At 44.7% G+C, this 20,953-nt stretch carries 18 protein-coding genes; 17 read left to right on the top strand and 1 reads right to left on the bottom strand.

The window, feature by feature from the left end; genetic code table 11:
* Positions 1-193: 193 nt before the first annotated feature.
* The gene (locus tag AC1XUE_RS11955) at positions 194-355 is read right to left on the bottom strand and encodes a hypothetical protein (protein ID WP_483356209.1); all 162 of its coding nucleotides are present in this window, start codon (positions 353-355) and stop codon (positions 194-196) included.
* A gap of 494 nt (positions 356-849) precedes the next feature.
* Between AC1XUE_RS11955 and AC1XUE_RS11950 the strand changes: the two genes are divergently transcribed.
* The 17 genes from AC1XUE_RS11950 (at position 850) to AC1XUE_RS11870 (ending at position 20,941) form a co-directional block, all read left to right on the top strand.
* Positions 850-1,209 (top strand): nuclear transport factor 2 family protein, encoded by a 360-nt coding sequence (locus AC1XUE_RS11950; protein ID WP_483356208.1) that lies wholly within the window; start codon positions 850-852, stop codon positions 1,207-1,209.
* A 5-nt stretch (positions 1,210-1,214) separates the two neighbouring features.
* Entirely contained in the window at positions 1,215-1,601 is a 387-nt protein-coding gene (locus AC1XUE_RS11945) for a nuclear transport factor 2 family protein (RefSeq protein ID WP_483356207.1), read from the top strand.
* Between the two features lie 74 nt (positions 1,602-1,675).
* Positions 1,676-2,746 carry an NADH:flavin oxidoreductase/NADH oxidase gene (locus AC1XUE_RS11940; RefSeq protein WP_483356206.1) on the top strand — a complete coding sequence of 357 codons (1,071 nt, stop codon included), beginning with the start codon at positions 1,676-1,678 and terminating at the stop codon, positions 2,744-2,746.
* Between the two features lie 18 nt (positions 2,747-2,764).
* On the top strand, positions 2,765-3,016 hold the full coding sequence (locus tag AC1XUE_RS11935; RefSeq protein ID WP_483356205.1) for a TSUP family transporter: 252 nt from the start codon (positions 2,765-2,767) through the stop codon (positions 3,014-3,016).
* Between the two features lie 177 nt (positions 3,017-3,193).
* Positions 3,194-3,562, top strand: coding sequence for a helix-turn-helix domain-containing protein (locus AC1XUE_RS11930; protein WP_483356204.1), 369 nt, complete (start codon positions 3,194-3,196; stop codon positions 3,560-3,562).
* A gap of 209 nt (positions 3,563-3,771) precedes the next feature.
* The gene (locus tag AC1XUE_RS11925) at positions 3,772-4,419 is read left to right on the top strand and encodes a response regulator transcription factor (RefSeq protein ID WP_483356203.1); all 648 of its coding nucleotides are present in this window, start codon (positions 3,772-3,774) and stop codon (positions 4,417-4,419) included.
* Between the two features lie 28 nt (positions 4,420-4,447).
* On the top strand, positions 4,448-6,214 hold the full coding sequence (locus AC1XUE_RS11920; protein WP_483356202.1) for a sensor histidine kinase: 1,767 nt from the start codon (positions 4,448-4,450) through the stop codon (positions 6,212-6,214).
* Between the two features lie 413 nt (positions 6,215-6,627).
* The gene (locus AC1XUE_RS11915; protein ID WP_483356201.1) at positions 6,628-7,053 is read left to right on the top strand and encodes a DUF1349 domain-containing protein; all 426 of its coding nucleotides are present in this window, start codon (positions 6,628-6,630) and stop codon (positions 7,051-7,053) included.
* Between the two features lie 153 nt (positions 7,054-7,206).
* On the top strand, positions 7,207-7,362 hold the full coding sequence (locus AC1XUE_RS11910) for a hypothetical protein (protein ID WP_483356200.1): 156 nt from the start codon (positions 7,207-7,209) through the stop codon (positions 7,360-7,362).
* Between the two features lie 38 nt (positions 7,363-7,400).
* Positions 7,401-8,297 carry a hydroxypyruvate isomerase family protein gene (locus AC1XUE_RS11905; protein WP_483356199.1) on the top strand — a complete coding sequence of 299 codons (897 nt, stop codon included), beginning with the start codon at positions 7,401-7,403 and terminating at the stop codon, positions 8,295-8,297.
* Between the two features lie 54 nt (positions 8,298-8,351).
* Positions 8,352-9,491, top strand: coding sequence for a glycoside hydrolase family 26 protein (locus AC1XUE_RS11900; protein ID WP_483356198.1), 1,140 nt, complete (start codon positions 8,352-8,354; stop codon positions 9,489-9,491).
* A gap of 210 nt (positions 9,492-9,701) precedes the next feature.
* Positions 9,702-12,977: a SusC/RagA family TonB-linked outer membrane protein gene (locus AC1XUE_RS11895; RefSeq protein ID WP_483356197.1), complete on the top strand. Its 3,276-nt coding sequence runs from the start codon at positions 9,702-9,704 to the stop codon at positions 12,975-12,977.
* Positions 12,978-12,987: 10 nt separating this feature from the next.
* A complete protein-coding gene (locus AC1XUE_RS11890; protein ID WP_483356196.1) occupies positions 12,988-14,661 on the top strand; it encodes a RagB/SusD family nutrient uptake outer membrane protein in 1,674 nt (557 codons plus the stop codon).
* A gap of 27 nt (positions 14,662-14,688) precedes the next feature.
* A complete protein-coding gene (locus AC1XUE_RS11885; protein WP_115829038.1) occupies positions 14,689-15,849 on the top strand; it encodes a glycan-binding surface protein in 1,161 nt (386 codons plus the stop codon).
* Between the two features lie 17 nt (positions 15,850-15,866).
* A complete protein-coding gene (locus AC1XUE_RS11880) occupies positions 15,867-16,727 on the top strand; it encodes a hypothetical protein (RefSeq protein ID WP_483356195.1) in 861 nt (286 codons plus the stop codon).
* Between the two features lie 21 nt (positions 16,728-16,748).
* On the top strand, positions 16,749-18,059 hold the full coding sequence (locus tag AC1XUE_RS11875) for a serine hydrolase domain-containing protein (RefSeq protein WP_483356194.1): 1,311 nt from the start codon (positions 16,749-16,751) through the stop codon (positions 18,057-18,059).
* Positions 18,060-18,238: 179 nt separating this feature from the next.
* Positions 18,239-20,941 (top strand): PQQ-dependent sugar dehydrogenase, encoded by a 2,703-nt coding sequence (locus AC1XUE_RS11870; RefSeq protein ID WP_483356193.1) that lies wholly within the window; start codon positions 18,239-18,241, stop codon positions 20,939-20,941.
* Positions 20,942-20,953: the final 12 nt, after the last annotated feature.

Genomic DNA, 20,953 nt, shown 5'->3' with positions numbered 1-20,953 from the left:
GAATATCCGTATAATCTGCAAATGCTTCCTGCGTTTGCACATTTCCAATCCCACAGGATATTGCCCGTGCATAGCCATGTGCATTCCGCAAATTACTTTTTGCTGCTTGTGCTTATAACGGTGTTTAATCCAATCCCTGTAATTTTCGATTTTCTAAAGGCAATGTGATGCTGGTGTAACTTCAATTTGATAGTCACAGAATTGGAATTGATACGTGCTCCCTGTTTACAGCTCTTTTCAGGTAATGGACATTTTTTGCATTTCTCGACATCGAAATGGTAGGTATCCGTCTGGTTTCACGCGCGCGTGCTTTTTTCCTTCTGATCACTTCATCCTGGAGAAATGTCAAGGACATATTTGAAAGAAATATTATAACGAAAGCACTCGACCCCTTCTCCGCCAGAAATGGCATAGATTGTCTTCGAAAGCAAATTATTGAGCATGCGGATTGGACTCTGTGTGATACGCTCTTCACAAGAATACTATTTGCTGCCTAGCTCATCATAAGTGAATTCAAAGTCTATTAGTCCATTAATTCTGCTAACGGGGGGTGTCTTTGTGAACGCCAGCATCACCTATTCAGACGTAAATGTCACTTTTTAAACTCATCAAATTGAACCAAATAGAAAGATTATTTGAGCTGAATAGAATACTTTGTCTATTTGGTTAGATGTAATTTTGTAAAACAAATAAAAACTATCAAACAGTTGAAAATAAAATAGTTAAGTAGGAAAATTGTATAATATGACCAGGAGTAGAAAATGGGTTTTAGCATTGGCATTATTACCATTTCTTTGGGTCTCGTGCACAAGTACTATGAATAAAAACAAAATTAAAAATAACCAAATTATGGAAGTTTCACAGCAGGAAAAACAGGGTATACTACAGGCAATCGATTTGTATGTGGAGGGTGGGCGGAAAGCCAGTGGTAAAATCGCAGCGGAAGCATTTTCTCCGGCTGCAACAATGTCCTGGACCGAGGATGGTAAATTGAAAAGTGTACCGATCCAGGTATTGATTGATGGTTTTGATAGTTGGGAGCCTGAGGAAGCGGGTTACGAACTCACCACACTGGATGTGGCACAAGATGTAGCTATCGTCCGAATCGAGTCACAATTCGGGGACAGTAAATTTGCCGATATGTTTACATTGGTTAAAGATGGTGATCTGTGGAAAATTGTAAGTAAAGTTTATCACGTTAAAAAATAGAAATAATGGTAGCGAATAAGAATATCAATAGCGTTCAGGATTATGGCGATGTGTTGGCCGTAGTGCAGGGATATGTCGAGGGATTAAGGACAGGTGATGTGGAACAATTGAAAAAGACATTCCATAAAGATGCTGTCATGTACGGACATTTACCGGAAGGTTTGTCTGAGGGCAGCATTGAAAATCTATATAGCTATATAGAAAAATTCGGTGCAGCCCTTCACATCAAGACACATCTGTCGGTACTGCACAAAACACCTACCACAGCCGTTGTGCGTGTTGAGATGGAAAGTGATGCTGCTGGTGAAGACTTTACAGATTATCATTCACTGATTCAAGTGGATGGAGAATGGAAAGTTATTGCAAAATTATTCCACCTATACAGCAAATAAAAAGTAAAATTTCATAAAGCATTATTGTTGGTGATTCACCGCTAATAATGCTTTTGTTTTAATAAAGTAAGACTATGTCAAAGTTATTTAGTCCGTTAACTATCAAATCAATATCATTTCGGAACCGCATTGTTACTTCACCCATGTGTATGTATTCTGCAACAGATGGTTTTGCCACCGACTGGCATTTGGTACATTATGGATCGCGGGCAATGGGAGGTGCGGGCGCAGTGATGCTTGAAGCAACAGCCGTTCATCCTGACGGTCGGATAGGAGTCGGCGATCTGGGAATATGGAAAGATGAGCATATTGTCCCACTGGCAAAAATTGCTTCGTTTATTAAAAGCAGCGGAAGTGTGGCGGCGATCCAACTGGCACATTCGGGCAGAAAAGGCAGTACCTGGGCGCTGGGCGGTGAAAGTCGTGAATTGATGCCGGAGGACGAAGATGGCTGGCAAACGATGGCGCCGTCGGCGATTCCATTCTTGCCGATCATGCAAACACCCCGTGAAATGTCCCAAAAGGATATTGATAAAATTAAACAATCCTTTGCCGATGCAGCATTAAGAGCTTTGAAAGCAGGTTTTGAGCTGATCGAAATTCACGCTGCGCACGGTTATTTAATCAATGAGTTTTTGTCTCCAATTACTAATCTACGCACCGATCAATATGGCGGGAGCCGTGAAAACTGCGCCAGACTTTTGTTTGAGGTTATTGAGCGTGTAAAAGAAGTGTGGCCTCAGGAATTCCCAATCGCTGTACGCATATCAGCCACAGACTGGATGGAGCAAGGCTGGACGGTTGATGATTCTGTCTGGTTAAGCAAAAAGCTATCGCAAGCGGGTATAGATATCATCGATGTATCGAGCGGAGGAACTGTTCCTGGCGCTAAAATTGTTTCCGGCCCGGGATATCAATTGCCCTTTGCAAGTGCGATCAAGCGTGAATTGAAGGATACTTTATATGTGGGTACGGTAGGCATGATTACGAATGCGGAACAGGCGGAAACGATATTGGCCAACAGCGATGCAGACCTGGTGTTTGTTGGCCGGGAATTTTTGAGAAATCCATATTTTCCATTAGAAGCGGCGCGAAAATTAAGATCCGAAATTCCGGTACCAAAACAGTATGAATTGGCGTTTTAAACAATAAACTTAACCGGAGTGGATCTCAGTTCTTTCAATACAGATTATTCGTTGATCTTGCTTTTATCATTAATCAAGCTGGCTTTTGTAGCCGGATTCATTGATGCGGTGGTAGGAGGGGGAGGCTTGATACAGATCCCGGCGCTCCTGATTACATTCCCGGATAAGGCCGTGGCCACGCTTTTTGGTACCAACAAGATCGCTGCTATCTCCGGAACGTCAGTGGCCGCAGATCAGTACAGCAAGCGCATCCGGTTTGATTACTACTGACCGCAAGAAGTCTGACTTCTCAGAAAATTGACGGGATCAAGACAGGTGCCGATGCATACATCATCAAGCCGTTTGATATAGAATTGCTTGCCGCCCAGATCGCCAATCTTCTGCAAAGAAAAGAGGAGTTGGTAGCCTATTTTCAGCATAACCTTATCGTTACACCCGCGGCCGGTTATGGGAAAGAAAATATGGATGGAAAAGTTTGTGAAAAGGGTGATGAGCAGCGTGGAAGCCCATATTGTCGATCCCGAATTTAACGTGGAGGTGGTGGCTTCTGAGGTCGGAATGAGCTCTGCACATCTGTCGAGAAAACTTAAAACATTAACACAATTTTCAGCCAACGAAATCATCAAGAAATACCGGATTAAAAAAGCGTCACTGCTTTTAGAAAACAATGAGGGCAATGTATCTGAAGTAATGTATGATGTCGGATTTTCCAATCTTTCCTATTTTTCAAAGTGTTTTCGTGAGGAATTTGGGGTTACCCCAAAGGAATATGGCAAGAAGGCTTCGGGGAAGTTTAATGTCGAGAATATCCTCTAAATAGTTCGGTTGGCTTGTCCTTGGTTATATTAATCCATCGACTCAATAAAGGTCAGTGTTCAACTAAATTTATGACTTTTAATTCGTCAATAATGTTATTAGGGTTTTCCCTAAAATTTGTTAGATGATAGCTGTTTGCTTAATGTTCACGGCTGATTCATCGTACCTTCGATGAATAGAAATAAATTTATACTGTATATATACATACCATGATACGAGTCCTCATTGCTGACGACCATAATGTTTTTGTTGAAGGTATTGAGTCGCTAATTTCGGGATCACCGGATATCGAAGTGACTGAGCGATGTTATACGGTTCAGTCAGTTATTGAGCGACTAAGCCAGACCGCGATCGACGTAGTATTACTTGATATTTCGTTTCCCTACATTGAAGACGGGCTCGGTCTTTGTGAGCATATAGGCCGCACGTATCCGAAAACCAAGGTGGTAGCACTGACTATGCACGACGATGCCAGCCTCATTAAGCGGGTAGTGAAAAAAGGGGCGAAAGGCTATTTGTTGAAGAATACTACAAAAACGGAATTGCTACAGGCCATCCAGGCAGTTTACCGTGAGCAGCATTATTTTAATGAATCAATCACGCAAATTCTTCTGAACGATAGCCCCAAAATCAGAAGATCAACAGTCGGTATTGGCTCAAGACCACACCTCAGCCCCCGCGAATCAGAAGTGCTGACCCGCATCGCAGAGGGACTAACAACGCAGCAGATGGCCAACCAATTATTTGTGAGCGCCAAAGCAATTGAATTCCACCGAAGTAGTCTACTGATGAAGTTCGGTGTTCCTAATACAGCCCTGCTCATAAAAACGGCTATGGAGATGCAAATGATTGATTAGTTCTATTTTGTCATTATAGGTAATGCTCATGAAATGCTATTATCTCCGATCTGGTTGGCGGATCATTTTTCTTTTTGTAGTCATGCTAACAAGTGGGTTTCAGTCCGTCGAGGCGGTAACTGACACGACGTCTTTTGATAGTTTGAAAAAACACATTGAATTGTTAGTGCAGGACAAGCACTACAGTCAGGCGGCAAAGGCTTACGATTCCTTGGGTAGACTGTACTACCGGCAGTATGGATACAATAAATACACGATGGATTCTTACCTGAGTAGTTTGAAATACTACAGCCTGATGGGCGATTCACTCGGATATTTTAATCAGTACCTGGTCATAGGGGACTACTATGCCCAAGACTACTTCATGCATGCTTACGCCGAACAATACCTGAAAAAAGCCCAGCAATATTTTGAGCGAACCCATAATATGCCCAAAGTTATCGAATCTCGATTGGGACTGGACAATATTGCGCAGCATGTAGAACCTATGCCAACAGGTTTGAAAACGCACTTACGTGAAACTGTGCGACTTAGCGTAGAATACAAACAACCCTATTCTCAGGCTTATGCCCTCAGTTTGCTGGCCAATACGTACTTACTCGCCAAACAGCCCGATTCGGCATACTATTTCGCCCGCCAAAGTCTGATGATTTCAGATCAATTAAACGTTAACTGGTTAATTGCCTTGAATCATTTTTACCTGGGCCTGGTAGAGCAATTCAGGCATCACAGTATGGCGGCTATTGAAGCCTACCAGAAGAGCTACAACTTATCGAAGGCTGAGAATAGTCTGGGCATGATGCGGGAATTATCAAGGCATACGGCAGATAGCTATTCCCGTATGGGCGACTATAAAAAGGCATACGATTGGTCGTTAAGAACGCTTGATTTTACCGTTCAGTTTTATGCATCTGAACAAACGAAAAGTATTCGTCTGCAGGAACTGGATAGTCAGATCAAAACCCTGGCGGTAGAAAAACAATTGGTTGAAGAACAAAGTCGCAACCAGAGCGTATTGAATTCTGCGCTGTTTATTAGTTTTCTGATCAGTATTATAGGCGTGTTTACACTTGCGTATTTAAGGCGTCAACAAAAATTGATTGATCATCAACACACCGTCATCGCCCAGCAACAGATTCGACAACTGGAGCTTAAATCGCTACGTGCCATGATAGAAGGCCAGGAAGGCGAACGAACTCGCATTGCTCGTGATCTACACGATGGTCTGGGAATTCAACTTTCACGAATTAAACTATTCATAGAAGCGCATCAGGAGGAATTGCCCTTATCTGTCAAGCAGCCTTTAAACCAGTTTCTGGATGAAGCTTGCACCGAAACCCGGTTGATCTCCAATAATCTGCGCCCTTACGCGCTATCAACATTCGGACTTGTCTCAGCCTTAGAAGATCTGGTACAGAAACTGAATCTGGTTAATAAAACAAAGCTTATTTTAGACCATTATGGCGACATTCCACCTTTGGCCGATGAAGCTGCCGTCATGATTTACCGTGTAGTGCAAGAGTTGCTTAATAATGCGCTGAAACATGCACAGGCCCAGGTAGTAACGGTTCAGCTGATGGTTAATGAAGAGACAACATTGATTAGCGTAGACGACGATGGCCTGGGAGCTGACTTCGATAATCTGCTATCAAAAGGAAGCGGCATCGCAAACATTAAGTCCCGCATTGCCTACCTTGGAGGCCACGTAATGTGGCAAGGTGAAGTCGGAAAAGGAACGTCCGTTATGATTTCGTTGCCCATGCAAAAGTTACAAAAAATAGAAGCGCTTGCATAGCAGAGGTTGTTCGTGATTTAAACATGTACCAGCATTGTGATTGCAGAAGCCGGTACCGAACCCTTCCTATGAGATCCGTGGTCCAAAGCAAGACCAACATCCCGTAAAAATCATCTTTTTCTACACTTAACGTAGGAACTGATTCCGGCTTCCTTGCCTGGGGTTTTCCCTAAGTTTTAAAAAAGTAGGGTTTTCATTAATGTATCTTCGATTCGATAGGTCCTATTTTTGCTACGTAAAATTCTATTTATTACAGCAATCCAATTGGTGCCTTTCAGCATAGCCAGGACATTGGCAAGCCCAAACTAGCCGGCTCATCGATTTACAACGCGTCGACCAGGAAATACAGGCTCCTTGGTTCGGGATACAACATCTGGTTTGCACGGGAGGAATTTCAGTTTTTGTTCAAAAAAATGAGCGGTGATTTTACTGTAACTGCCGATTTTGAGTTTGTAGGCGCTGGCACAGACCCGCATCGAAAAGTAGGCTGGATGGTTCGGGAATCACTGGCCGATGATGCCGCGCACATCAGTGCCGTAGCGCACGGCGATGGCTTGACCGTATTGCAGTGGCGAGTAAAAAAAGGCATGGCGATGCGGGATCCGGAAGACGAAATTTTTAGTCCCCAAAAGAATATTCAGGTAGAGCGTAAGGGCGATGCGTATACCATGCGCGTAGCGAAAAAAGGGGAAGCCTTACAGACCGTTGGTTCGCATCCCATGCCCGACTTACCCACACCACTTTTTGTAGGTTTTTACAACTACATAATCCGGAAAATATCAACTATGGTATGGTCGTACCTGCCGGCTATGCTCTGGTGCTGCCTTCAGAACAGTTGAACTAACTTCAAGGGAAAACCCTAAATTTTAAAAAAGTAGGGTTTTCCATAATCTATTCGCATGGTGTTCCGTCCTATTTTTGCAAGAAAAAATTCTATTTCCTAGTCCCCGGCAATTCCTTCAGTTTTAAGACTTTCAAGCTTAAAGCTATCTATGAAAAGAAAAAACACATTCGGCCTGTTAATAGCTGATTGTGTTATTATGGTTGTGATGGGAGGTTTTTACCAGCGTTCTAAGCCAGGCGCTTTCGCTGTTACGGCCACTGACGGCTTGTACAAAGATCTCACTGAGCAGCAAAAGCGACAATAAATGTCGGCGTATCCAAATTTATAGAAACATATTAGTTAATGAAGATCAATCAAAACAGACGTTCTATTTTAAAAACGATGGCCACCGAAGCAGGTTTGTTGAGCATGCCCCTGACAATGACCGACGTTTGGGGCGCAACTGAAAAAGCGCTTGGGCCGGTCTTGAAGGGACAGATCAGGCATTCTGTATGCAGGTGGTGTTATGACAAAATTCCTTTCGAAACCTTTGCAGAAGAAGTGAAAAAACTGGGCATCACGTCCATAGAATTGTGTGGTCCTGCAGAATGGCCGGTTCTGAAAAAAATGGGTTTAACCTGCGCCCTGCCCTGGGGGGAAGGACTGACGAGAAGTCTGGACAAAGGTTTTTGCGATCCGGCCAATCATGACGAGCTCATCAGGGGTTTTGAAGATATCATACCAAGGATACAGCAAGCAGGTTATAATCAGATCATTTGTTTTTCAGGAAATCGCCGTGGAATGAGCGATCTGGACGGCATGAGAAACTGTGCGGTTGGTCTAATAAAACTCATGCCGCTTGCAGAGAAACACAATGTGACGCTTGTGATGGAACTGCTCAACAGCAAGGTAAATCACAGAGACTATATGTGCGACCGCACTTCGTGGGGAGCTGGTCTGTGTGATATGGTAGGATCTGAAAAATTCAAACTGTTGTATGACATCTACCACATGCAGATCATGGAAGGTGACGTGATTGCCACCATCAAAAAATACAGTAAATACATATCGCATTACCACACCGGTGGCGTGCCGGGGAGAAATGAAATTGACGAAACTCAGGAGTTGTATTACCCTGCTATTATGAAGGCTATTGTAGCCACTGGCTATAAGGGATTTGTCGGACAGGAATTTGTGCCCAGCCGCAAGGATGACATCGCATCTTTAAAACAGGCTATTGGTATTTGTGATGTAGCATAATGCCAAAACCAATTGCCTTTCCAGTTCATTTCGATACAGTAATACCTATTTCAAATGCATTTTAATTTCAAAACAAACAGAATAGCAATCGCTTTGGCGGCACTGATGATGGTGTCAGGATCGATGGCTTGGGCTCAAAAACTGATTGATCCAAAGGCGACGAAAGAGACAACTGCACTTTATAGGAATATGCATGATTTAGCCAAAAAACATACGCTTTTTGGCCATCAGGACGCTACCGATTACGGACACGGCTGGCGTGACGAGCCAGGAAGATCGGATGTAAAGTCGGTGGTTGGCTCACATCCGGCGGTAGTGGGTGTAGATATTGCGCCATTGACTGGCAGGTCCAAGGAATCAATTCAAAAAAGTGAAGCGCGTTTAAGAAAATTGGTGACCGATACCTACGCTCGTGGTGGCATTACGACAATCTCCTGGCATTTTTCCAATCCGGTATCGGGCGATGATTTTTACTGGAAGGATTCGGTGTCATTGCCAGCTGTTAAATACATTATTCCGGGAGGTAAAAACCATCAGGATTACAAGGTTATTCTGCAAGGTCTTGCAGGATGGTTCAAAAGTTTGAAAGGCGCGAACGGGGAGCAGATCCCACTCATTTTCAGACCTTATCATGAGTTCGACGGAGATTGGTTCTGGTGGGGTAAAGCGCATTGTACGCCGGATGAGTTCAAGTCATTGTGGCAATTTACAGCTGGTTATCTGCGGGATAGTCTGGATGTACATAATCTGATTTACGCGTTTTCTCCGGATAACAAATTCAACACCGTTGCAGAATTTACGGAGCGTTATCCGGGGAACAACTGGGTGGACCTGGTTGGAATGGATAATTACGGAGACATGGGGCGCGACGGCAAATACGATTTGAAACAGGCGATCAAAAAACTCAAAATCGTAAACGATTTTGCACTGGAAAACAAAAAGCTTGCCGCCATGACCGAGACTGGTCTGGAATCCATTATTAACCCTGTTTGGTATACCGATGTTTTGCTTAAAGTGTTACAAACGAATAAGTTGAATCTGGCTTATGTTCTTGTCTGGCGTAACGATACCAAAAGTCCGACGCATTATTATGCACCCTTTCCGGGACATGCTGCCGTGCCGGATTTCAAGAAGTTTTTTGACGATAAATACACATTGTTTGAAAGCGATCTAAAAAACATTTATGGCAAATAGCGCATCTTATTAGAAGCACTTAACCTATGTGTATTAAAGCGAAGCAAAATCATGCTGTTTAGCCAAATAACCACTTCGGATTAGCCCTCCGGAGTGGTCACTTCCCCACTGAAATCTTTGGCCGGATGCAGTAAAAGACTATGAAATAAATACCGCCAGGAATTTCGAGAGAATTTATCATGAAATATTAAACCCAATTACTGAAATAGTATGAAACATGCTTTACTAAGTCAACATAGCCATGCCTCGGCTATGGCCAGGAGGGTGCCACCTCTTTATTTTAAAGTAACAAAATTTACCAGGACAACAGCCTGCCTCATTTTGGTGGCTGTGATGCAGGTAAATGCCGATGGACATAACAAGATGACCTCAGGAGTAGGCTCCTACAAAACAGCTGTTAGCACCTTGTCGGCCATTGATGTGACCGGGAAAGTGGTCGACGACAAAGGAGAACCGCTTCCAGGGGTCAGCATCGTGATCAAAGGATCTACGCAAGGTACCACTACGAGTGCGGACGGTAAATATTCGCTTACGGTTCCGGCAAATAGCTCGGTGCTGATATTCTCATTTGTCGGGTATTTATCAAAGGAAGTAGCTGTTGGAACACAAAGCAACATTAACGTAACACTTTTGGTGGATGACAAAGCCTTGGAAGAGGTCGTTGTTGTTGGTTATGGCGAAATGAAGCGCGCCGATCTGACCACAGCACAAACATCGGTGTCTGCCAAGGACATTGAGAAAACAGTGAACACGACCATTGAACAGGCTATTCAGGGCCGGGCTGCGGGTGTATATGTTACACAGAATTCGGGACAACCCGGCGGTGGCATTTCTGTGAATATCCGGGGGGTAAATTCGATCAGCGGGAGCAATGAGCCATTGTATGTAGTCGATGGCGTGCAAATTCCCGGGCAGTCTGCCTCCTACGGCGCACAAAGCTCTTCGAATCCGCTTGCAGGTTTAAATCCGGCTGATATTGAATCCATTGAAGTACTACAAGGTCCGTCTGCAACAGCAATATATGGTTCGCGCGCTACCAACGGCGTTTTAATCGTTACGACCAAAAGAGGAAAGGCAGGTGATACCAAAATTTCCTATGGCTATCAATATAGCCTGCAAACGCCACCATCAGCTATGAAGGTGATGAATATGTCACAATATGCGCAAATGGTGGGTGAATACCATGCGATCGCAGGTGGAGATACACCGGGAGAATTTCTGGATCCATCACTTTTGGGTCCGGGAACGGATTGGCAAAAGGAGCTTTTCAAAAGCGCACCGATGAACAAGCATCAGTTAAGCCTGAGCGGGGGAAATGAGAAAACGACTTATTATCTGTCGGGCGAATACTTAAAACAAGATGGTGTTGCCTTAGGCTCGGGTTTTGATAGATACGGATTCAGATTGAATTTGGATAACAAACCAAGAAAATGGGCGACGATCGGGGCGAATCTTAGTTTTAATCAAACCAATGATAACCTCACTACAAGTCAGGAAAACGTAATAGCCAGCGCATTGCAGCTTACACCCCAAGTTCCGGTAAGAAATCTGGACGGATCGTGGGGCGGGGGAGATGAGAACAATGGTGCCAACCAATTCGCGCCGGTGAACCCGATTGCGATCGCAAATCTAACCACGAACAAACTGGTTAGACGACAGTTCTTAGGTGGCTTAAATCTTGGCATTGAGATTATAAAAGGTCTTAATTTCAGGACTTCCTTTAACACTAATCTCGGGTTTTCAAATTCAACCTACTACGTACCTACTTATGCTATTGGCTGGGCAAGAAACGTTTTTGCCTCACTGAATAATGTAACAGGGACGAATACCTATTACAACTGGAATCAGCTCCTGGAATACAACAAACAGCTGGGCAAGCACAGTATCAATGTAATGGTCACCCACGAGGCACAGGCTTCTACCTATAAAAATGTAGGCGCGACCCGGACCGGCTTTTTAACCAATGATATACTTGATATTGCCGCCGGAGATGCGCTTACCTCCAGCAATTCAGGTGGATCTGGCGAATGGGCAATGGAATCGTATCTGGGAAGATTGAATTACAATTATGCGGATCGATACATTGTGATGGCAACAGTGAGACGTGATGGATCTGCCAACTTTGGTAAGGAAAATAAATGGGGTGTTTTTCCATCTGTTTCCGCTGCATGGCGTGTGTCACAGGAGTCATTCTTTAATGTACCTTTTATCAGCGATTTGAAGCTGCGTTTTGAGACGGGTGTGACCGGAAACCAGGGAGGTGGTGGAATTTATTCGCCCATGGGGACTGGGGCAACGCCTACATCTACCGGTTTTTTACCTACTAAATACAGTAACCAGGGTTTGAAATGGGAGGAGACGAAGACCAACAATTTCGGTGTCAATGTGGCATTGCTCGACAACAGGATTCAGTTTGAGTTTGACTATTACATCAAGGATACTGACAACCTGTTGATGGAGAAACCGCTGCCCTGGTATATGGGAACCAATGGGACTGGCGCTGTAAGCTCTCCGACAGTCAACATCGGCGCTTTGCAAAACAAGGGTTTTGGCTTTACGATCAACACTGTGAACATGAACAGGGGCGGGTTCAAATGGGAAACTAACCTGAATATTTCCAGTTTCAAAACCAAGATCAAATCTTTCTATTCTGAAAATGCATTTGTAGACCGTACCTCATGGTGGATGCAAGACTGGACACAGCGTGCACAGGTGGGGCAGGCGCCGTGGTTGTTCCGTGGTTACGTGGAAGAAGGTCTGTTCCAAAATGTGGCTGAAATTGAAGGCAGTGCCGTCCCGGTAGATAACAATGGACAAAGGTTGCCAACGGATATAGACAACATCTGGGTGGGAGACGTGAAATTTAAGGATATCAATGGTGACGGCAAGATTGACGAAAATGATCTGACCAATATTGGTAATCCATGGCCAAAACTGTTTGCCGGTTTAACCAATACATTTTCCTATAAAGGATTTGATCTCAGCTTGCTATTTACCAGTACTTACGGCAATGACATTTACAATTATCTGGCTAAGCTCAATACCAATGCAAGCAACATTAACCTGAGCCGTAACCTGCTGGTAGGCGCCATGGATTACGCCAAGCCCATCACCAATGAAAGTGGTGAAGTAGTGCTGGCCAATCCCGGAACGGACGTAGCACGCATATCCAACGGGCCTAACGGAAATTTCAACAGGCACACAGACAAATGGGTAGAAGACGGCTCATTTATCAGACTAAAAAATGTTTCGCTGACCTACAATGTACCTTCCTCATTGATGTCGAAGCAAAAAGTTGTGCGTGCTGCCAGGGTATCAGTCGGAGCACAAAATGTGCTCACTTTTACGAAATATACAGGCTTTGATCCGGAAGTAGGTGCTTATGTATCCAGGGACTCCAGTCCGGGTAATCAGGCGATCGGGCTTGACTACGGCCGCTATCCACTGACTCCCATTTACACTTTTAGCCTGGGCTTAGACTTCTAAAAAATATCAAATGAAAAATCTTAAATATATACTTTATAGCAGCTTTCTCGCCCTATTCGGGTTGACATCCTGTTCACAAGACTTTCTTGAAAGACCACCTATCGACGCCATCGTAGATGCTGGCTTTTACCAGACAGATGATCAGGTTTTGGCTTCCACCGCACTGCTATACAGCAAGGTGTGGTTTGATTACAACGATAAGGCATCGTATAACCTGGGTGATTTCAGAGCAGGGACAGCCTTTTCGGCTTACAATGACCGCGGTAATGTGCTTTTTAACACAACCGGCAATACACCTGAGAACGGTTCGGCATGGCGTTCATTTTTTATCGTTGTTGGGCAGTCCAATCTTGCGATCACCAACATCAATCAGTATGCAGGCGCAGGCGTTTCTCCAACGATTAAAAGAATGGCGATTGCTGAAGCGAGATTTATGCGAGCCATGGCCTACCGGTTCCTGGTAATGAACTGGGGAGCTGTACCGATTATCGAAAATAATCTGGCGTTACTCTCCGATACGACTGTTTCGAGAAACACACCGGAAAGTGTGTGGAAGTTCCTGACAAGTGAAATGCGGCAGGTGGCTGAAGATCTACCGAATACACCTATACGTCCGGGACGGGTAACAAGGTGGTCAGCTGAGGGAATGCTTGCGAGGTTTTACCTCACACGTGCAGGCGTAGACTCGAAAGGATCAGGCACCCGCAACCAGGTTTTTCTGGACAGCGCGAAGTATTATTCCGAAAGAGTCATTACGCAAAGCGGTTTGTCCTTGCTCAGAAACTATGAATCGCTTTTCTTGTTTCCTTACGACAACAATTCTGAATCGCTTTTCTCGCTTCAATGGGTTTATTCTCCCGGTGCATTTGGTACTCAAAATTCAACACCTGCTTACCTTGCATTTAGCCCCGACATTGCCAATGGTGACGGTTGGGGTGGTGACAAAAGTGCCACCTGGTGGATGCTAAGTCAGTACGATGGAATCAGAGTAACAACGACAGGTATGCAGGGACGCACCGTGGATCAGCGCCTGAAAGCCACATTCATGCTGCCCGGCGCTTCCTATCCGGAAATCACGCAGACCATACCCGGTGGCGAACAAAAGCTGATTGTTCCCAATCCAGGCGGTGACAATAACTTCTTGTCTATAAAAAAGTATGTGACGGGAAAAGCCAAAGATGTCGGTGGCATGTCGGCAGCACAGAACTATGGACATGACACATACATGATGCGACTGGCTGAAATGTATCTGGTTTATGCGGAAGCAGTTTTAGGGAATAATGCTTCTACCAACGATGTAAATGCGCTGAAATATTTCAACGCGATACATACGCGTGCTGGCTTGCCGGCTTTCACCGGACCTTTGACTTCGGACGTTATTTTCAAGGAGCGACTTATCGAATTTGCTATGGAAGGGATGGCGTGGTATGATCTGGTTAGTCTGCATTACTATAACCCTGCAAAAGCCTACGCAATCCTGAACAGCCAGGACAGGGGATTGTTTGCCACAGCGCCTGACCAATTCCCGAACCCTACATCGTGGACATTCACCAAAACGGAATGGTCAACCACCGAGCGTACGATCAATGCCAACAGTGGGAACTTTCTGTTACCGATCCCATCAGCGGAGCTGAGCCAGGCACCTAACCTTCAAAAACCCGCTGTTGATTATTACAGCAAGTAATTTTCGCGATTTAAAACTGATAATCAAATGAAAAAAATATATAGACAGGGCCTGTTCTTCGCCTTACTGGCGTTGATGGCAGCATTTCAAATTGCCTGCAAGGAAGAAAATCTTTCCAATAATGGAGATCCGTCAATCACATACATTCGCATCACCAATCCCGCATCTTCGGACTCGCTGCTGGTAGGTGCATTTCAAAATAACCTGATCGCGATTGTTGGTGAGAACTTACAGGAGGTGCGTGAGATTTGGTTCAATGATCAGAAGGCGGTACTGACACCTACCTACGTGACGAGTAAAAGTATTCTGGTCAGTGTTCCGGCGATGGTTCCAAAGGAAATCAACAACATCATGAAAATGATTTTCGCAAACGGGCGGACATTGGAACACAGTTTTGAAGTGCAGATTAACGAACCGGAATTGCTTAGCATGAGCTGTGAGTATGTGCCGGAGGGAGGTGTAGCAACAATCAATGGGAACTATTTTTATCCGCCACTTACGGTCACATTTGCAGGTGGGGCAATCGGGGAACTGGTTTCTGTTGAAGATCAGATCATACAAGTGCGTGTGCCCAAAGGAGCTGTGGCTGGCCAGTTAACTGTTAAGTCAAATTTCGGAGAAACCAAATCAGACTTCTGGTTTCGGGACAACCGCAATATATTTTTAGGAAATGATCCGTTCACAGGCTGGTGGAACCAGAGCTACGTGGTGACCAAACCTGGCGCGGGAGATCCTATCGCAATCAATGGGAACTACATCCGTGTGAAAGAGGCAATCAGCGGCTGGCAGTGGAAGGAAGTAGCAGGAGGCCCGCCAGATGCAATGGGACCGATAAGCAAAAACATTCCTGATGCGGCAATTTTAAGACCTGCGGATTACAACCTTAAATTTGAGGTAAATACGCTGAAACCCTACAATAACAATTTACTCAAGATTAATGTAGGATTGGCTAATGATTTCGTCACCGACGCTTACCAATGGGCTCCGCCTTACGATACCAAAGGTGTATGGAGAACGGTAACGATTCCTTTCGAAGAAGTTGCAGCCAGCTACGAAAGTCTTGGTGTGAGAATGAGCGTCAGCCCCAATGGTTATTATACAAGACTGCTGTTCCATGGTGGCGGAGATCTTGACGCTGATATATCGTTGGATAATTTCAGAGTAGTACCGAAGATTCTTAAAAAATAGTGTAAAAGACTTCCATTATGAAAAAACGAATATACCTGCGGTTTTTAACCGTGACAGTTTTATTACTGATCTTCAGATTACTCGTTGCCTGCAACGAAAACGAAGTTACCAAGAGTGATCAGGTGCAATTACTTAGTTTCGGACCGTCCGGGGTGATGTTTGGTGACACCATCAGCTTTATCGGAAAAAACCTGGACAAAGTAACTTCCATTGAATTGACAGGCGCCAGTGTTCCGGCATCTGCATTCGTGAGGCAAACTCCTGAGCGTATTACATTGAAAGTTCCCAATGAAACATCGGAAGGACTCGTGACTCTGAAAACAACAGCAGGCGACATTGTTTCAAAAACAATATTGAGCCTGGAAGTAGCTGTTAAAATTGCTAAAATACCAGCGCAGGCCAAGCCGGGTGATCATATTACCATCACCGGAGAGTACCTCAACTGGGTGAGGGAAGTCACATTTGCATCAGACACTACGGTCATTGAATTTGTGAGCCAGACCATGACCGAGCTGGTTGTAACCGTGCCATTTGGTGCACAAACCGGTCTGCTCACATTCTCTGCCGGTGGCACAGACCCGCTTTCCATTGAGTCTGAAACGGAGCTTGTGGTGACATTGCCTGTATTGAAAAGTTTTGCACCCGCACGTGCGGAACGTGAGAAAAATCTGACCATTGCAGGTACAAATCTGGATTTGACAATGGGCATATTGTTTACAGGTGTAATCGAACCGATAACAGACTTTGTAAGTAAAGCACCCGGCCAGTTGATATTAAGAATCCCAAAGGAGGCAACGAAAGGTAAAATCAGCCTGATTGCATACTCCGGTGTACCAGTCGTATCTGCTGATACACTCAGATTTGTCGGCGATAAATAGTAGATTGAAACTAACCAAACTATGAAAAAAATATATTTGAGCCTGGCACTTCTCGCAGTGTGTGCAGGTGCCACAGCTCAACAGAAATCTGCCTCGGCGCAAGCGTTAAACTACAACGCGAACCTGAAAGCCATTGGTACCAGTGAAGAGAAAACCAAACGTATCGACTCTCTGCTACAGAGTTTCATTGATCAAAAGAAAGCCAGCAGCCTTGTTGGTTTTGTAGCGAAAGGTGGAAACGTGGTATACAATAAAGCATTTGGCTACAAAGATGTTGAAAACCAGGTTCCCGCTTCGATTGACGACTACTACATTCTTTTTTCGCAAACAAAGGCTGTGACAACCGTAGCTTTTATGACACTGGTGGAGAAAGGGCTGGTTTCGGTAGACGACCCGGTTTCTAAATATTTTCCCGAAATTTCAGACAAGGTCGCGACAGCCATCAAAGAGGATGGGACATTCGAAACAAGGCCGGTGAAAACACCGATGACATTCGCGCATCTGATGTCGCATTCGTCTGGAACCAGCGCCGGGCTGGTAGGAAAGGCGCGCCGGGCTGAAATGGAGAAAAAGAATGCAGCTGCAACCTCGGAAGCCGCACCAACGGCGGGACCGGGACAGCGGACTGGCGGGGCTGGCACGGCGAAATACCTGAGAGATGATGTAATTGCCCTGGCAAAATATCCTCTGGGATTCGATCCGGGCAGCGAGTGGAGTTACCATATCAGCACGAATATGCTTGCTTACATGGTAGAGCTTATAGCTGGCAAAAGTCTGCGTGAATACGTCAAATCAACTGTTCTGGATCCATTAGGAATGACTGAAACGGATTGGTATTATGAACCATCTAAACTGAACAGGTTTGTGAAAGCTTACAGCGACATTGATGGGAAACTCGTTCCGCAGTCAAATAAATTTAGTGAGACAACGATCAGCCCGATTCAAACTTATGCGGAGGGAGCCATCGGTCTGAACGGACCTATTGGAGACTATGCCAAATTCTGTCAGATGCTTCTGAATAAAGGCGAGTTTAACGGGAAACGTATTCTCAAACCGGAGACAATTGAGTTAATGACAAAAGTCAACCGTTTGCCTGCTGAAAATTCAGGCGGTAAAGGGTTTCAGTTCGGGCTTGGATTTGAACTTTACAACGCTGAAAAAAAGCCGGTTCCGGAGGTTTCCAACACTGCCTTTGCCTGGGGAGGATTGTACGGCACAGATTATATTATAGATCCCGAAAACAATATGATTGTGTTGTTTTATCTGAACATGCCAAAGCACGAGCCGATGTATAAACCGTTTCTGAGTAAGGCTTATCAGCTGTGTAAATAATATAATCTTAAATCTGCCACTACAACAATGCTTTTATGTAGAGGAAGAGGAAGAAGTAATTTCTTCCTTCCCTTTTTCTTTCTTTAATTACTTCTCACATTACAAGAGCTATCTTACTCCTAATCTTGATGTTAAAATCTTGCTATTTAATGAATATGTGTTTGCACATGCCCTTAAAAATGGCGTTGGCCTTCTCCGGTTTACTTTTAATAACATGCTCGTCTTGGGCACAATCGCCTGGTAAACCGGAAAGCAACCGGTTTACCAAAGTTGTACTTGCTCAGCGACTGGAAGAGCCTATGCAGTTTCAGGTTTTAAGAGACGGCAGGGTTCTGTTTGCCGAAAGGAAGGGCAAATTGAAGATGTACGATCCAAAGTCAAAAGCACTTGAAACAGTTGCTGAGTTTGCAGTCAGCACAAAATATGTTAATAAAGCAGGAGAAGTAACAGAAGGGGAGGATGGTATGCAGGGAATCATCCTTGATCCGGATTATGAGAAAAATCACTGGATTTATATTTACTATTCTCTTGCTGGTGATGAGGCAAAAAATGTCCTGGTACGCTACGAGTGGCATGGCAAAGGGTTACTTGAAAGCAGCCGAAAGGTGGTTTTGGAAGTGCCCGTTCAGCGTGAGGAATGCTGCCATGTTGGTGGAGGGATGACATTCGATAAGGATAAAAACCTGTATTTGACCACCGGCGATAATACATTTTCACGTGCTTCAGATGGTTTTGCTCCTCTTGATGAAAGACCTGGGGAATCTGCCCGTGATTCTCAGAAGTCGTCCCCAAATACAAATGATTTGAGGGGCAAAATTCTGAGAATCCATCCTGAACCAGATGGCACGGCAGGGGCCGCCCCATACACGATTCCAAAAGGCAATCTCTTTCCTGTGGGGACGCCTCAAACCAGACCTGAGATTTACACAATGGGTAACAGAAATCCCTGGCGGCCAACCATCGATTCGAAAACCGGATGGCTTTATTGGGGTGAAGTTGGTCCGGATGGATCACGAGACGATTTGGAAAAACGCGGTCCGCAATCCTACGATGAGTTCAACCGTGCCAAGGGTCCGGGATTTTACGGATGGCCATACTTCGTTGCCGACAACAAAGCGTATATAAAATATGATTTTGCAACCAAAGTTTCAGCAGGACCATTTGATGCCGCAAAACCTGTTAACAATTCTCCAAACAGCTCCGGTTTAAAAGAGCTTCCGGTTGCGCAGCCTGCTTTTATCTGGTATTCGAAAGCGCAAAGCCAAGAGTTTCCGTTAATGGAAAGCGGCGGTAACAGCGCAGTGGGAGGGCCGGTTTTTAGGAAAGATGATTTCAAAAAGGCCTCACGATCGTTTCCGGAATATTATGAAGGTAAATGGTTTATCACCGACTGGGTACGGGGCTGGGTGAATGTAGTAGAAATGAATGAAAGCGGTGAGTACAAATCCATGGAGCGCTTTCTGCCTGATCTGAAACTGAAAGGGCCTATTGATATGAAATTCGGACCGGAAGGTGATCTGTACGTGCTTGAATATGGGAACGGGTATTTCAAAGATAATCCCGAGGCAGAACTGATCCGGATCGAGTACAATAGCGGAAACAGAAAACCATTGGTAGAAGCGTCAGTGAGCAAAACGGCGGGAGCACTTCCTATGCAGGTGACACTTTCGTCAGCAGGAACCAGAGACTATGATCAGGATGATGTATTGCAATACGAATGGGTGATTACTAAAAATAATGGGGCTTTTAAAATCCTGAAAGAAGCCAATCCATCTGTTACATTTACCACACCAGGTACTTACAAGGCAACCTTAACGGTGACGGACAAGGCCGGAGAGAAAAATGCTAAGTCGGTCGAGATAAAAGCTGGTAATGAGCCGCCTGTGGTAGATTTTAAAGTAACCAAAGGCAATACTACTTTCTTTTTTCCAGGAAACAGTATCCAGTATCAGGTTAACGTCAGCGACAAGGAAGACGGCAGTCTGGCAAACAAGAAGATATTGCCCTCCCAGGTTTCAGTCAGCACCAATTATTTGTCAGAAGGGTTTAATTTGACCAAAATAGCTCAAAAACAATTAAGTGTAGATGCGTCTGCGCAATTTGCCACCGCTATTTCACTGATTAATAACGGAGATTGTAAGGCTTGCCATGCTACGAATGAAAAGATGTTGGGACCTTCGTTCAAAGCGGTTTCTTCAAAATACAAAGGCGATCCAACTGCGGTGATAGCATTATCTGACAAGATTTTAAAAGGTGGTTCAGGTGTTTGGGGAGATGCTTTTATGCCCGCCCATCCGACAATGGCCGAAAGTGATGTCAAAGCAATTGTAAAGTACATTCTGAGCTTGTCCGATGCACCCAAACCTGCTAAAACGCTCCCTGTAAAGGGCAGTTACACAACTGTTGTACCAAAAGGAGACATGGAAGGTAGCTTCATTTTCCGCGCCGCCTACACCGACAAAGGCACAAAAACAGCACCTGCTCAGTCGTCGGAATCAACGCTGGTACTGCGCAGTCCGATAGTTCCGGTATCTTATGCCGACCAGTTTAAAGAAATTAGCTTCAGCAATGACAGTACCATGGCATTTGTCAGGAACTCCGGAGCATCTTTCAGACTCAAAGGGACTGATCTTACAGGTATTAAACAAATTGAGATTATCCGAGCTCCGGGAAGAAATTCGTCCACGCCGCTTTCAGGAACAGTCGAAATACATGCCGGCGCTGTCGACGGAATTCTTTTAGGTAAGTTTTCGGGTGAATACAAGGATAAAATGATTCTCGAAGTCACTCCTGGTGCAGTGGCAGGTATAAAAGATATTTACTTTGTCTTTACCGGAATGCCACTTAGAATAAAAGCAATCCGGTTTGGTCAAGGAGAATAAAATCAATCAATA

The organism is Dyadobacter sp. HNCC25DJ187, assembly GCF_056895255.1.
Note: the sequence above shows the minus strand (reverse complement) of the source record. Positions and strands in the feature narration are given on the sequence as shown.

Bases quoted from the DNA above. Each gene is read 5' to 3' on its own strand.
- AC1XUE_RS11955 (WP_483356209.1), bottom strand. From the start codon at position 355: ATGTCCTTGACATTTCTCCAGGATGAAGTGATCAGAAGGAAAAAAGCA.
- AC1XUE_RS11950 (WP_483356208.1), top strand. From the start codon at position 850: ATGGAAGTTTCACAGCAGGAAAAACAGGGTATACTACAGGCAATCGAT.
- AC1XUE_RS11945 (WP_483356207.1), top strand. From the start codon at position 1,215: ATGGTAGCGAATAAGAATATCAATAGCGTTCAGGATTATGGCGATGTG.
- AC1XUE_RS11940 (WP_483356206.1), top strand. From the start codon at position 1,676: ATGTCAAAGTTATTTAGTCCGTTAACTATCAAATCAATATCATTTCGG.
- AC1XUE_RS11930 (WP_483356204.1), top strand. From the start codon at position 3,194: ATGGGAAAGAAAATATGGATGGAAAAGTTTGTGAAAAGGGTGATGAGC.
- AC1XUE_RS11925 (WP_483356203.1), top strand. From the start codon at position 3,772: ATGATACGAGTCCTCATTGCTGACGACCATAATGTTTTTGTTGAAGGT.
- AC1XUE_RS11920 (WP_483356202.1), top strand. From the start codon at position 4,448: ATGAAATGCTATTATCTCCGATCTGGTTGGCGGATCATTTTTCTTTTT.
- AC1XUE_RS11915 (WP_483356201.1), top strand. From the start codon at position 6,628: ATGAGCGGTGATTTTACTGTAACTGCCGATTTTGAGTTTGTAGGCGCT.
- AC1XUE_RS11910 (WP_483356200.1), top strand. From the start codon at position 7,207: ATGAAAAGAAAAAACACATTCGGCCTGTTAATAGCTGATTGTGTTATT.
- AC1XUE_RS11905 (WP_483356199.1), top strand. From the start codon at position 7,401: ATGAAGATCAATCAAAACAGACGTTCTATTTTAAAAACGATGGCCACC.
- AC1XUE_RS11900 (WP_483356198.1), top strand. From the start codon at position 8,352: ATGCATTTTAATTTCAAAACAAACAGAATAGCAATCGCTTTGGCGGCA.
- AC1XUE_RS11895 (WP_483356197.1), top strand. From the start codon at position 9,702: ATGAAACATGCTTTACTAAGTCAACATAGCCATGCCTCGGCTATGGCC.
- AC1XUE_RS11890 (WP_483356196.1), top strand. From the start codon at position 12,988: ATGAAAAATCTTAAATATATACTTTATAGCAGCTTTCTCGCCCTATTC.
- AC1XUE_RS11885 (WP_115829038.1), top strand. From the start codon at position 14,689: ATGAAAAAAATATATAGACAGGGCCTGTTCTTCGCCTTACTGGCGTTG.
- AC1XUE_RS11880 (WP_483356195.1), top strand. From the start codon at position 15,867: ATGAAAAAACGAATATACCTGCGGTTTTTAACCGTGACAGTTTTATTA.
- AC1XUE_RS11875 (WP_483356194.1), top strand. From the start codon at position 16,749: ATGAAAAAAATATATTTGAGCCTGGCACTTCTCGCAGTGTGTGCAGGT.
- AC1XUE_RS11870 (WP_483356193.1), top strand. From the start codon at position 18,239: ATGGCGTTGGCCTTCTCCGGTTTACTTTTAATAACATGCTCGTCTTGG.